General features: G+C 61.4%; 13 protein-coding genes. 9 read left to right on the top strand and 4 right to left on the bottom strand.

What is annotated here, in order from left to right; translation table 11 throughout:
* Positions 1 to 398 precede the first annotated feature (398 nt).
* Positions 399 to 2015, top strand: coding sequence for an L-aspartate oxidase (nadB, locus tag ACP7EW_RS12340; RefSeq protein WP_033902656.1), 1617 nt, complete (start codon positions 399 to 401; stop codon positions 2013 to 2015).
* On the opposite strand, the gene ACP7EW_RS12335 is transcribed toward nadB, so the two are convergent.
* Entirely contained in the window at positions 1984 to 2430 is a 447-nt protein-coding gene (locus tag ACP7EW_RS12335) for a protein YgfX (protein ID WP_061435671.1), read from the bottom strand. The genes nadB and ACP7EW_RS12335 overlap by 32 nt on opposite strands.
* Positions 2414 to 2668, bottom strand: a complete 255-nt coding sequence (locus ACP7EW_RS12330; RefSeq protein WP_014717362.1) for a succinate dehydrogenase assembly factor 2 — start codon at positions 2666 to 2668, stop codon at positions 2414 to 2416. Before ACP7EW_RS12330 ends, ACP7EW_RS12335 begins: the two co-directional genes overlap by 17 nt.
* A 140-nt stretch (positions 2669 to 2808) precedes the next feature.
* Between ACP7EW_RS12330 and ACP7EW_RS12325 the strand changes: the two genes are divergently transcribed.
* Together ACP7EW_RS12325 and ACP7EW_RS12320 are read left to right on the top strand one after the other, a co-directional pair.
* Complete coding sequence (locus ACP7EW_RS12325) at positions 2809 to 3750, top strand: YgfZ/GcvT domain-containing protein (RefSeq protein ID WP_426217283.1); 942 nt, start codon at positions 2809 to 2811, stop codon at positions 3748 to 3750.
* A gap of 36 nt (positions 3751 to 3786) precedes the next feature.
* Positions 3787 to 4608: an HDOD domain-containing protein gene (locus ACP7EW_RS12320; protein WP_426217281.1), complete on the top strand. Its 822-nt coding sequence runs from the start codon at positions 3787 to 3789 to the stop codon at positions 4606 to 4608.
* Here the strand turns inward: ACP7EW_RS12320 and ACP7EW_RS12315 are convergent, their stop codons facing one another.
* Positions 4609 to 5994 (bottom strand): sensor histidine kinase, encoded by a 1386-nt coding sequence (locus ACP7EW_RS12315; RefSeq protein WP_177078156.1) that lies wholly within the window; start codon positions 5992 to 5994, stop codon positions 4609 to 4611.
* A complete protein-coding gene (locus ACP7EW_RS12310) occupies positions 5987 to 6658 on the bottom strand; it encodes a response regulator (protein ID WP_010212220.1) in 672 nt (223 codons plus the stop codon). The genes ACP7EW_RS12315 and ACP7EW_RS12310 overlap by 8 nt, the downstream gene beginning before the upstream one ends.
* A gap of 234 nt (positions 6659 to 6892) precedes the next feature.
* Between ACP7EW_RS12310 and ACP7EW_RS12305 the strand changes: the two genes are divergently transcribed.
* The 6 genes from ACP7EW_RS12305 (at position 6893) to ACP7EW_RS12280 (ending at position 13355) form a co-directional block, all read left to right on the top strand.
* Positions 6893 to 8185, top strand: coding sequence for an OprD family porin (locus tag ACP7EW_RS12305; protein WP_426217278.1), 1293 nt, complete (start codon positions 6893 to 6895; stop codon positions 8183 to 8185).
* A 33-nt stretch (positions 8186 to 8218) separates the two neighbouring features.
* The gene (locus tag ACP7EW_RS12300; RefSeq protein ID WP_065899411.1) at positions 8219 to 9202 is read left to right on the top strand and encodes a Bug family tripartite tricarboxylate transporter substrate binding protein; all 984 of its coding nucleotides are present in this window, start codon (positions 8219 to 8221) and stop codon (positions 9200 to 9202) included.
* 61 nt (positions 9203 to 9263) lie between these two features.
* A complete protein-coding gene (locus tag ACP7EW_RS12295) occupies positions 9264 to 9722 on the top strand; it encodes a tripartite tricarboxylate transporter TctB family protein (RefSeq protein ID WP_338571672.1) in 459 nt (152 codons plus the stop codon).
* A gap of 1 nt (position 9723) precedes the next feature.
* Positions 9724 to 11238 (top strand): tripartite tricarboxylate transporter permease, encoded by a 1515-nt coding sequence (locus tag ACP7EW_RS12290; RefSeq protein ID WP_012722750.1) that lies wholly within the window; start codon positions 9724 to 9726, stop codon positions 11236 to 11238.
* Complete coding sequence (locus tag ACP7EW_RS12285) at positions 11231 to 12259, top strand: AbrB family transcriptional regulator (RefSeq protein WP_033902664.1); 1029 nt, start codon at positions 11231 to 11233, stop codon at positions 12257 to 12259. The genes ACP7EW_RS12290 and ACP7EW_RS12285 overlap by 8 nt, the downstream gene beginning before the upstream one ends.
* A gap of 157 nt (positions 12260 to 12416) precedes the next feature.
* Positions 12417 to 13355, top strand: coding sequence for a YncE family protein (locus tag ACP7EW_RS12280; protein WP_426217275.1), 939 nt, complete (start codon positions 12417 to 12419; stop codon positions 13353 to 13355).
* The last annotated feature ends 5 nt before the right edge of the window (positions 13356 to 13360 follow it).

Raw genomic sequence — 13360 nt, 5'->3', positions numbered from 1 at the left:
TCGGTCTTTTCGCAAAAGTTCTCCCCCTTCAAGCAAGTTTCCGGCACGCACTGATTTGGCACACACGAAAAACGCAGTACGGGCATGGCCGACTGCGCGAATAATCTTGTCGCCGGTTTTCTGACGCGTCCAATGCTCCCGACGGGCCAATAAACTCAACGTTTTCCCAGCTTTCGGGCAACCTGCTATTGAGTCGGGGCTTATGCAAAAAGTTCCCACCTCAATAACCTGGCGATTTTACCCTAGCCGTGCACCGTAATCTCACATTGCCACGAATGCCCGGCTATTGTGCCGCTCCACCCCTCTATATACTAGTAGCCCGTGTGACCCTTTGATTCGCCGATCCAGGCGTCCTGTTTGCGCCACCTCTTCGGATCGCTTTTTGCGGAATCCCTCAAATGAGCCAACAGTTTCAACACGATGTCCTGGTGATCGGCAGCGGCGCGGCCGGTTTGAGCCTTGCGCTGACCCTCCCCAGCCACCTGCGCATTGCGGTACTGAGCAAGGGCGACCTGGCCAACGGCTCGACATTCTGGGCCCAGGGCGGTGTCGCCGCCGTGCTGGACGACACCGATACAGTGCAATCCCACGTCGAGGATACTCTCAATGCCGGCGGGGGCCTGTGCAATGAAGACGCGGTGCGCTTCACCGTCGAGCACAGCCGTGAAGCCATCCAATGGCTGATCGATCAAGGCGTCCCTTTTACCCGCGACGAACACGCAGGCAGCGACGACGGCGGTTTTGAGTTCCACCTGACCCGCGAAGGCGGTCACAGCCACCGCCGCATCATCCATGCGGCAGACGCCACTGGCGCCGCCATTTTCAAGACACTGCTCGAACAAGCTCGCCAGCGCCCCAATATCGAATTACTGGAACAACGCGTCGCCGTCGACCTGATCACCGAAAAACGGCTGGGCCTGGACGGCGAGCGCTGCCTCGGCGCCTACGTGCTCAACCGCGCCAGCGGCGAAGTCGATACCTACGGCGCGCGCTTCACCATCCTTGCCTCCGGCGGCGCGGCCAAGGTCTACCTCTATACCAGCAACCCCGATGGCGCCTGTGGTGATGGCATCGCCATGGCCTGGCGCTCGGGCTGCCGGGTGGCCAACCTGGAATTCAACCAGTTCCACCCCACTTGCCTGTATCACCCGCAAGCCAAGAGTTTCCTGATTACCGAAGCCCTGCGCGGCGAAGGCGCCCACCTGAAACTGCCCAACGGCGAGCGCTTCATGCAGCGCTTCGACCCGCGCGCCGAACTGGCCCCGCGCGATATCGTCGCCCGCGCCATCGACCATGAAATGAAGCGCCTGGGCATCGACTGCGTCTACCTGGACATCAGCCACAAGCCCGAAGCCTTCATCAAGACTCACTTCCCTACGGTCTACGAGCGTTGCCTGGCCTTCAACATCGACATCACCCAAGGCCCGATCCCCGTGGTGCCGGCTGCGCACTACACCTGCGGTGGCGTAATGGTCGACCAGCACGGTCGCACCGATGTCCCGGGCCTGTATGCGATTGGCGAAACCAGCTTTACCGGCCTGCACGGCGCCAACCGCATGGCCAGCAACTCGCTGCTGGAATGTTTCGTCTATGCGCGCTCGGCGGCCGCAGACATTCTTGAACAGCTGCCGCGCATTCCGGTGCCGGCCGCCCTGCCCCGCTGGGACGCCAGCCAGGTGACCGATTCGGACGAAGACGTGATCATCGCCCATAACTGGGACGAACTGCGCCGCTTCATGTGGGACTACGTGGGGATCGTGCGCACCAACAAACGCCTGCAACGCGCGCAGCATCGAGTGCGGTTGCTGCTGGATGAAATCGACGAGTTCTACAGTAACTACAAGGTCAGCCGCGACTTGATCGAGTTGCGCAACCTGGCCCAGGTGGCGGAACTGATGATCCGCTCGGCCATGGAACGCAAGGAAAGCCGGGGCCTGCATTACACCCTCGATTACCCGCAGATGCTGCCCGAGGCCCGCGACACTATCCTGGTGCCAACCACCTACGGCGGCTGAACTTCAGACGAACCCGCAGGCGTCGATGCACATCGGCGACCTGCGAATCCCTGGGCACACACACCGAACGTATCCGCCATTCGCCCGGCACCCGGTAGCGCAGCACGACGATCAACGGCAATGCGAGGCTGTCCGGTCGCAACTGCACGCTGTGCCAGCCCCGCTGCGCACTGAGCAACTGCCAGCCATCGGCGTCGCGACGCAGGCCATGAATCGACGAACGGTGAGTCAACAGGACAGAGCGCGGCAAAACCCAGGCCGCGTGCGCCAGACACACCAGCAGGCCAAGACTTGAATAGGACAGATCAAGAAACCAAAGCGCACCCAGCGCGAACAGCTGGGCAAGGAAATACGCCGCCAGCAACAGCCGTGAGGCCTGCCAGCGGCATTCGAATGTATTACTTGGGCTGGACACGGTCCAGGATCATCCGAACCATGCGCTGCAGCTCTGGGTCTTCGGATTCGGCGCGTTCCATGAACCAGCCGAACATGTCCTGGTCTTCACAAGTCAGCAGCCTGACGTAGAGGTCGCGATCCACCTGATTGAGCGTTGCATAGACCTCTTTGGTGAAAGGCACCAGCAACACATCCAACTCCAGCATGCCACGACGGCTGTGCCAGTAGAGACGATTGATTTCTACATCTTCGACCATGGAGCGCTCCTCAAATAGGCGGCAAGTATACAGGCCCGACGGCACCGGAACAGTCGGCTTTGGTCGCCCCATACGGAAACTATCCATTTGCCGGGCGCCCCTCTATGATGCACCCATGACTTTTTGACCTGCGATGACCCATGGCTGACTCTGCTTTCTTCTGCCCCCTGTCCCACGAAGGCGTTCTCGCCGTCCGCGGCGCCGATGCTGCCAAATTCCTTCAGGGCCAACTGACCTGCAACCTCAATTACCTGAGCGATACCCAGGCCAGCCTCGGCGCGCGCTGCACGCAAAAAGGGCGCATGCAGTCGAGCTTCCGCATCCTGCTGCAAGGTGACGGCGTGTTGCTGGCCATGACCACCGAGCTGCTGGAACCGCAGCTGGCCGACCTGAAGAAGTACGCCGTATTCTCCAAGTCCAAGCTCACCGACGAAAGCGCCGCCTGGGTGCGCTTCGGCCTGGTGAATGCGGACACGGCCCTGGCCAGCCTCGGCCTTGAGCTGTCGACCGAGACCGACAGTGTCGTGCGCAACGATGCGTTGATCGCCATCCGCGTCTCCCCAGGTCGCGCTGAACTCTGGGTGCCTGCCGAGCAAGGCGACGTCGTACGCAATCAATTGGCTGCAACCCTCGACCAAACCGATCTGAATGAGTGGCTGCTGGGGCAAATCCGTGCAGGCATCGGCCAAGTCATGCCGCAAACCCGCGAGCTGTTCATCCCGCAGATGCTCAACCTGCAGGCCGTGGGTGGCGTGAGCTTCAAGAAAGGCTGCTACACCGGCCAGGAAATTGTCGCGCGCATGCAGTACCTGGGCAAACTCAAACGTCGCCTGTACCGCTTGAGCCTCGATGCGTCTGAACTGCCCGAGCCAGGCACTCCGCTGTTTTCCCCCAGCCACAATAGCGCAATCGGCGAAGTGGTCATTGCGGCAAAAGCCGGCGAGAGCATTGAACTTCTGGCCGTGTTGCAAGCCGAAGCTGCCGATAGTGGAGATGTGCACGTCGGCACCCTGGAAGGCCCCGGTTTGCAACTGCTTGACCTGCCTTACACGCTCGACCGGGATCGAGAGATCCAGCGCTGATCGCCGTACCTTTTTGCAACACCCTAGAGAGCATGAATGAACAAGCTGGCGGAAAAAGTCCAACAGGCTTTAGTGACGGCCATCGACAACGATGACCTGGTTCTGCCGACATTGCCGGAAGTGGCCCTGAATATTCGTCAGGCCGCTGAAGACCCGGAAATCAGCATCAGCCACTTGAGCAAAGTGATCGGTCGCGATACCGCGCTTTCGGCGCGCCTGATCAAAGTGGTCAACAGCCCATTGTTGCGCGCCACCCAGGAAGTCACCGACCTGCACACCGCCATCACCCGACTGGGCACCAACTACAGCAGCAACCTGGCGATTGGCCTGGTGATGGAGCAGATATTCCACGCCCGCTCCGACGTGGTCGAACAAAAGATGCGCGATGTGTGGCGCCGCAGCCTGGAAGTGGCGGGCGTCAGTTACGCCCTGTGCCGCAGCCACAGCCAGCTCAAGCCAGACCAGGCGGCCCTTGGCGGCCTGGTGCACCAGATCGGCGTGCTGCCGATCCTGACGTACGCCGAAGACCATTACGAGTTGCTCGCGGACCCGGTCAGCCTCAATCACGTGATCGAGAGCATCCACCCGTTGCTCGGTGACAAGCTATTGAGTGGCTGGGACTTCCCGGAAATGCTTGCCAAACTGCCCGGCCAATACCTGGACCTGGAGCGCGATTCGGCCAGCCTCGACTACGTCGACCTGGTGCAGGTGGCTGTGTTGTATTGCCATCGCGGCACTGATCACCCCTTGGCCAGCGTCCCGGTCTCCACACTTCCGGCGATCAAGAAGCTACGCGTCGACCCCTATAGCGATGCGTTGCGCGCCGAGCTGGATGAAGCCCGCTCGATGTTCTACTGATCAACCCGCGATAAAACTTACCCGCACTTTCAACCCGGCCAGTTCGCCATCATGCAGGCTGATCTGTGCCAGGTGCGCCCGGCAAATCTCACCGACAATCGCCAGCCCCAGGCCTGACCCCATGCCCTGCTGGCTGCGACGGTAGAAACGTTCGAAAACGCGGTCCCGCTCATCCAGCGGGATGCCTGGGCCATCATCTTCCACTTCCAGTACCGCCGGTGCCGTCACCCGCAGAATCACATTGCCGCCCGGCGGCGTGTGAGCCAGGGCATTGTCCACCAGATTGCTCAACAGCTCATTCAACAAGGTCGGCTCACCGCGCAGCCACACCGGCTCGTCGGCCTCCAACGCCAGCGCCACGCCGCGTGCGTGGGCCAACGGCGCCATGGCCATGCCCAGCTCTCGGGCCAACTGGCTGAGGTCGAGCAACTGCGCGCCACCTTCGGCAATCGCGCGGGCGCCATTTTCAATGCGTGCCAGGGACAACAATTGATTAGCCAGATGTGTCAGACGGTCAGTGCCTTGAGCTGCGGTTTCCAGGGTATTGCGCCAGGTGACGGGGTCCTCGGCACGCAAGCCCAGTTCCAGCCGGGCCTTGAGCGCAGCCAGCGGTGTGCGCAGCTCATGGGCCGCATCAGCGATAAATTGCGCCTGGCGCTCAAACTGGCCGCGCAGGCGTTCGGTGAAGTGGTTGAGGGAGCGCACCAGTGGCCCAAACTCATGCTGCACTTCCACCAAGGGCAACGGGCGCAAGTCGTCAGGCTGACGCTCCTCTACCGCCGTGCGCAGGCGCTCCAGCGGGCGCAACGCCGCACTGACGGCAAACCACACCAGCAGCAATGCGCCGACAGCGAGCATCCCCAGGCGCAGCAAAGTGTCTGCCATTAGGCTGCGGGCCATGCTGACGCGTGCTTCATCAGTTTCAGCGACACGGATTTCCGCCATACCGTTCATGTTCGGCTCGGAGACTGCCTTGAGCAGGCTGACCACCCGCACCTGCTGCCCCTGATACATGGCGTCATAGAAACGTGCCAGCGCCGGATAATCGTCGGTGCGTGGTGTACCCGGCGGTGGGCCGGGCAGGTTTTCGTAGCCGGAGATCAGCTTCTGGTCGATGTCGTTGACCTGGTAATAAATGCGCCCGGCGCTGTCGTAGGCAAAAGTGTCCAACGCGACATAGGGCACATTGGCGCTAAGGGTGCCATCTACTTGGGTCAAGCCAGCGGCGATGGTGCGCGCCGAGGCCAGCAGCGTGCGGTCGTAGGCGGTGTCAGCAGCTTCGCGACCATTCCAATAAGCGCTCATGCCACTGGCGAGCATCAACAGCACCAACAACAGCGCCAAGTTCCACAGCAGGCGCCAGCGCAGGCTGCTGGGCTTATGCATCGCGGGCTTCCAGCAGGTACCCGAGGCCGCGGAAGGTCACGATGGCAATGGGCTGGCCGTCGAGTTTCTTGCGCAGGCGATGCACGTAGATTTCGATGGCATCGGGGCTGGCTTCTTCGTCCAGGCCGAACACTTGGGAAGCCAACTGCTCCTTGCTCATCACCCGGCCCGGCCGGGCGATCAGCGCCTCAAGCACCGCTTGCTCGCGGGAGGTAAGCGTCATCAACTCGCCGCCCACGGTAAAGCGCCGCGTGTCGAGGTCATAGACCAACACGCCGCAGGCCTGTTGGCGCTCGCCGCCCAATACACTGCGCCGCAACAATGCCTTGACCCGCGCTTCCAACTCGGTGAGTTCGAAAGGTTTGGCAAGGTAGTCGTCGGCCCCCAGGTTCAAACCGTGCACACGGTCTTTCACATCACTGCGCGCCGTCAGCATCAGCACGGGCAGATTCTTCCCACGGGCGCGCAGACGTGCAAGCACCTCGAAACCGTCCATGCGCGGCAGCCCCACATCGAGGATCGCCGCCGCGTATTCCTCGCTGCTCAGGGCCAGGTCCGCCGCTACGCCATCGTGCAGCACATCGACGGTCAGACCCGTGCTCTTGAGCGCTTGCGCGACACTTTCGGCGAGTTGCAGATGGTCTTCAACCAGCAGGACACGCATGGATTTCTACCTCGTTCAGGGGTGGTCGGCGCCACGCTTTGGCGGGCAGTTTACAGGCGCCGCCTGCCCTGTGAAGCCCGAAAACATTGAAAGGCCACTGAAAGGTTAGTGAAAGCTTCGCCCTTTAGCATCCAGCCACGGTGGTCTATGCCCGCCGAGCTGCCTTCGCGCCGCGCCCGAAAAACGCCTCGAAGCGTTTTCGCCAAAATAAGAACAATAACGGAGTACACAACGATGCTGTCGATACAGCCCCAGGCCCCCTCGCCTGTTCGTTTTTCTCGCCTGACCCAGACCGCCCTCGCCAGTGCTGCTACCCTTGCCGGCTTTTCGCCGCTTAGCCAGGCTGCCTTCTTCGAAGACAGTAGCGCGACCCTGGAAACCCGCAACATGTACTTCAACCGCGACTTCCGCGACGGCACCAGCGCCCAGCAATCCAAACGCGACGAATGGGCCCAGGGCTTCATGCTCAACCTGCAATCGGGCTACACCGACGGCACCGTCGGCTTTGGCGTGGATGCGCTGGGCATGCTCGGGGTCAAGCTCGACTCCAGCCCCGACCGTACCGGCACCGGCCTGTTGCCCACCCACGACGATGGCCGCGCCGCCGACGAGTACTCCAAGCTGGGCCTGACCGGCAAAGTGAAGATCTCGGCCACCGAGCTGAAAATCGGCTCGCTGATCCCCGAACTGCCGATCCTCAAGCCCAACGACGGCCGTATCCTGCCGCAGACTTTCAACGGCGGCCTGATCACCTCCAAGGAATTCAAGAACCTGGTGTTCACCGGGGGCCGCCTGGACAAAGCCAAGGACCGCGACGACAGCAATTACGAAGACATCGCGCTCAACAACAAGAACAGCCGCTTTGTCAGCGGCGCCACCGGCAAGCACTTCAATTTTGGCGGCGCCGACTACAAGTTTGCCGACAAGATCACCGGCAGCTACCACTTCGCCCAACTCGACGACGTGTACCGCCAGCACTTCCTCGGCCTGGTCGCCGCACGCCCAATGGGCCCCGGCACCTTCGCCACCGACCTGCGCCTGGCCATCAGTGATGACACCGGAAGCGCCCGCGGCGGCAAGATAGACAATAAATCCCTCAACGGCCTGTTCAGCTACGCCCTCAATGGCCACAAACTCAGCGCCGGCTACCAGCACATGTCCGGCGACAGCGCCTTCCCGTATGTGGATGGCAGCGACCCGTACCTGGTCAACTTCGTGCAGATCAACGACTTTGCCGGCGCCGAAGAGCGTTCCTGGCAGGCACGCTACGACTTCGACTTCGCCAAGCTGGGCATCCCCGGCCTGAGCTTCATGAGCCGTTACCTCTCGGGTGACAACATCAAGCTCAAGAACGGCGAGACCGGCAAGGAATGGGAGCGCAACAGCGAGATCAAGTACGTGGTGCAAAGCGGCACGTTCAAGGACGTTGCCGTGCGCCTGCGCAACGCCACTTACCGTTCCAACTACTCAGCCCGTGATGCGGATGAAATGCGCTTGCTGGTCAGCTATAGCGTCGCCCTTTGGTAGTACCCCCTCATAACAACAAAGATGGAGATAACCATGACCCCTTCACTGCGTAAATTGGCCCTCGCCGCCGGCTGCATGCTATTTGCCGGCCAACTGCTGGCCGCCGACGAACCCAAGCGCCCGGAATGCATCGCCCCGGCCTCGCCTGGCGGCGGTTTTGACCTGACCTGCAAACTGGCGCAAAGCGCGCTGGTCAACGAGAAGCTGCTGAGCAAGCCAATGCGCGTGACCTACATGCCTGGCGGCGTCGGTGCGGTGGCCTACAACGCCGTGGTCGCCCAGCGCCCGGCGGATGCTGGCACCCTGGTGGCCTGGTCCAGCGGTTCTCTGTTGAACCTGGCCCAGGGCAAGTTCGGCCGTTTCGATGAAAGCGCCGTGCGTTGGTTGGCAGCAGTCGGCACCAGCTACGGGGCCATCGCAGTGAAAGCCGATTCGCCCTACAAGACCCTCGACGATCTGGTCAAAGCCCTGAAGAAAGATCCGGGCAGCGTAGTGATCGGCTCCGGCGGCACCGTCGGCAGCCAGGACTGGATGCAAACCGCGCTGATCGCCAAGGCCGCCGGGATCAACCCGCGCGAGCTGCGTTACGTGGCCCTCGAAGGCGGCGGTGAAATCGCCACCGCCCTACTCGGTGGGCATATCCAGGTGGGCAGTACCGACATCTCCGACTCCATGCCGCACATCCTGAGCGGTGACATGCGCCTGCTGGCCGTGTTCTCCGAACAGCGCCTGGACGAGCCGGAAATGAAGAACATTCCGACCGCCAAAGAGCAAGGCTATGACATCGTCTGGCCGGTGGTGCGTGGTTTCTACCTCGGGCCAAAAGTCAGCGATGCCGACTACGCCTGGTGGAAAGACGCGTTTGACAAACTGCTGGCTTCCGACGAGTTCGCCAAGCTGCGTGACCAGCGCGAGCTGTTCCCGTTCGCCATGACCGGCCCGGAGCTGGACACCTACGTGAAGAAACAGGTGGCTGACTACAAAGTGCTGGCCAAAGAGTTTGGCCTGATCCAGTAATCGCCCCTTCCTGTCGCACGGCCACGCCCCTTTCAACCGGGGCGCGGCCCAGGAGTTTCACATGCTCTTACAACGCATTTTCGCCTCAGTGCTGTTACTGGCCTGTGCCGGCTTGGCCCTGATGGCCTGGCCGTATCAGGCGTCGTTTTCCTACGAGCCAGTAGGACCTCGCGCCTACCCGCTGCTGATGCTCGGGCTGATGAGCCTGGCACTTATCTACATGCTGTTCCGCCCACAGCCGACCAAACACACCGAAGAAGAACCCGCGCTGGACCGCGAAACCCTGATCAAGATCGGCATCTGTGTCGGCTTGTTGATCGTGTTCGCCGGCACCTTCGAACCCCTGGGTTTTATCCTCAGCAGCATGCTGATCGGCATTCCGATGGCGCGCCTGTATGGCGGCCGCTGGCTACCGAGCGTGGTGATCGTCAGCCTGATGGCGATTGGTCTTTACCTGCTGTTCGATAAAGCTATGGATGTGCCGCTGCCCCTCGGCCTGCTCGACGTTCTGGAGAACTGATATGGATACTTTCGGCTATTTGGGCCAGGGCTTCGGCGTTGCACTGTCCCCTTACAACCTGGTGACCGCACTGTGCGGCACCCTGATCGGCACCGTGGTCGGCCTGTTGCCGGGCCTGGGCCCGATCAACGGCGTGGCGTTGTTGATCCCCATCGCGTTCGCCCTGGGCCTGCCGCCGGAATCGGCGCTGATCCTGCTGGCGGCCGTGTACCTGGGCTGCGAATATGGCGGGCGTATCAGCTCGATCCTGCTGAATATCCCAGGCGAAGCCTCTACCGTGATGACCACCCTCGACGGCTACCCGATGGCCCGCAAAGGCCTGGCCGGCGTGGCGCTGTCGTTGTCGGCGTGGAGTTCGTTCATCGGCGCGTTTATCGCCACCTGCGGCATGGTGTTGTTTGCCCCGTTGCTGGCCAAATGGGCGATTGCCTTCGGGCCGGCGGAATATTTCGTACTGATGGTGTTCGCGATCGTCTGTCTCGGCGGCATGGCCGGTGACAAGCCGTTGAAGACCTTTGTCGCAGCGCTGATCGGCCTGTTCCTTTCGGCGGTGGGCATCGACGCCAACAGCGGCGTGTACCGGTTTACCGGCGACAACATCCACCTCACCGACGGCATCCAGTTTGTGGTGTTGGTGCTGGGCCTGTTCTCCATCAGTGAGATCCTGTTGCTGCTGGAAAAAACCCACCGTGGCCAGGAAGCCGTGAAAGCCACGGGCCGCATGATGTTCAACCTCAAGGAAGCGGGCGCGGTCTTTGTCGTTAACATCCGCTGCGGTTTGCTGGGTTTCATCATGGGCGTCTTGCCAGGTGCCGGTGCGACCTTGGCCTCAGCCGTTGCCTACATGACCGAAAAACGCCTGGCCGGTGCCAGTGGCAAGTTCGGCCAGGGCGACATGCGCGGCCTCGCCGCCCCGGAAACCGCCATCGGCGCGTCCGCCTGCGGCGCCCTGGTGCCGATGCTGACTCTCGGTGTACCCGGTTCGGGCACCACGGCCGTGATGATCGGCGCCCTGTCGCTGTACAACATTACCCCTGGCCCGCTGCTGTTCCAACAGCAACCGGACATCGTCTGGGGCCTGATCGCGTCGTTGTTCATCGCCAACATCATGCTGGTGATCCTCAACATCCCGATGATCCGCATCTTCACGCGCATCCTGGCCGTGCCGAACTGGGCGCTGGTGCCGGTGATCGCCATCATCACGGCAATTGGTGTGTACGCGGTTCACGCCACCACCTTCGACCTGTTCCTGATGGTCGGTATCGGCATCTTCGGCTACATCCTGCGCAAGCTCGATTTCCCGCTGTCGCCGGTGCTGCTGGGCTTTATCCTCGGCGGCTTGATGGAGCAGAACCTGCGCCGTGCGCTGTCGATCTCCAACGGTGACCTGCAGATTCTCTGGTCGAGCCCGATCACCTTTGGTGTGTGGGTACTGACGGCGCTGATGCTGGCCTTCCCGTTGATCCGCATCTACCGCAAACGTGCCCTGCAGCGTCGTGCCGTGGCCGATGTCTGAGGTCACCTTTAAACATTGGTGGGGAACACCGCTGGTCGGCCTGGCCGGCGGTTACCTGGCCAGCCTCGTCGGCTGGCCTTTGCCGTACATGGTCGGCTCATTGCTGGCGATCATCCTGGTGCGTTGCCTCACGCCGTGGCAATTGGCGGAGATTCCCGGCGGGCGCAAATGCGGCCAATGGGTCGTCGGGATTGGGATCGGCCTGCACTTCACCCCGGTGGTGATCGAACAGGTGATGAGCCACTTCGGGCTGATCTTCTTCGGTGCGCTGGTCACTAGCCTGTCCAGCGTGGTCGGTGTGTGGCTGATGCGCCGCAGCGGTGAAGACCGCGCCACCGCGTTTTTCTCGAGCATGCCGGGCGGTTCCGGTGAGATGGTCAACCTCGGCGCACGCAATGGCGCGGTGCTCAGCCGTGTCGCAGCGGGGCAGAGTCTGCGGGTGCTGGTGGTGGTGCTGTGCGTACCGGCAATCTTCAAGTATTTGCTGGAAGGCGGCGCGCCGCAGTTTCATCCGGCGCCGGTGAGTTGGCCTTGGCTGTTGGTGCTGTTTCCGATAGGCGCGCTGGTGGCCTGGGGTTGGCAGCGTTTGCGTCAACCGAACCCTTGGTTGTTCGGACCGCTGCTGGTAAGTGCGACGGCCAGCGTCGTGTGGGACTTGCATATCGGTCTGCCAGACGGCGGCAGCCAGATTGGCCAATGGTTGATCGGCAGCGGTTTGGGCTGCCATTTCAACCGGCAGTTCTTTCGCCGGGCGCCCTCGTTCATGGGCCGAACCTTGATTGGCACGGCCTTGACCATGGCGCTGGCAACCTTGGCGGCGGTTGGGTTGAGCGCGTTGACCCATCTGGACCTGCGCTCGCTGACCCTGGGCATGATGCCCGGCGGGATTGCCGAGATGAGTCTGACGGCGGAGACCCTGCAACTGTCGGTGCCGTTGGTGACGGCGATGCAGGTCATGCGACTGTTGTTTGTGCTGTTTCTGGCGGAGCCGTTGTTCAGGCATTGGAACCGCCAGCCCTGAGCCGTGCTTTGGTCGTGGTTCCACCGGGAACCATTACCGCTCATCTGAACTGTCATTTACCACAGTAGGCACCCCGCCCCCTGAGCGCTTAACTCAGCGCACGTAATGCGATAACACTCGCAATACCGACATCATCTCGGTCTGCAGGAATGCCCAAATGACGGAAGTTAATGACCCACACGCCGCCCCTGATGACATCGTTGCACCCGCAGCGATCGTGGAAACCCTCGCACTACCGGGCGCCCCCAACAACCTGGTAATGAACCGCGCGGGAACACGCCTGTATGTGACGAGTGCCACGACACCAGGCTCCGTCACCGTCCTGAGCACCCAGCCCCTGAGTATCATTCAGACCAGAACAGGACTGGGTTCTCCCATATGGATAGCTATCAAAGCAGATGGCTCATCTATTTATGTGAGTGACAACAGCGTCGCGACTGGAACGTCCATTAACGTTATCGAAACCTTGAACAACACCGTCGTCGAGACCATCACAGGATTCATCACCGTTAACGGCATAGCGCTGAATTCGACGGGTACAAGACTGTACGTAGCCGACCACGGCGCCTCGAAACTGGTTGCCCTTGATACCAGCAATCATCAACGCGTGGGGGAGACCTCGGTGCGTAACCCTAAGGAAATTCTAGTGGCGCCCGATGACGCTCGCGCTCACATTGCCACGGATCTGGATGGCTGGGTCATCGTCGATCTCGCGAACAACAACGTCCTCGCAACGATCACAACCGCCGTGGGCATCCCCACGGCTATCGGTTACAGCCCGCGCTATCCACGTGTCTACATCTCCCACCGCGACAGTGGAAGGATGACCATTGGCGATGCACTGATTCCTGATGTCAGCGGGGAGATCAACGGCCTTATGGGACCTTGGCGCATTGCCTTCAATCGACTCAGCGAAATGGCGTATATCACTGAAACAGACGGCGGTCAGATCAGCATCATTGACACCCGTCTGAACCGCATCACTGGCACTATTAAAGGGTTCGACAAACCGCGAGGTATAGTTGTCGCTCCGGATGGCCGCAATGCTTATGTCGCTGATATCGGAAAACGCTCGGTGTCCATGGTTAGGCTTTAGCACCA

The sequence above is a fragment of the Pseudomonas sp. DWRC2-2 genome (assembly GCF_049897885.1).
GTDB classification, from domain to species: domain Bacteria; phylum Pseudomonadota; class Gammaproteobacteria; order Pseudomonadales; family Pseudomonadaceae; genus Aquipseudomonas; species Aquipseudomonas azotoformans_A.
The sequence above is the reverse complement of the archived record's forward strand: the minus strand, read 5'-3'. Positions and strand labels throughout refer to the sequence as shown.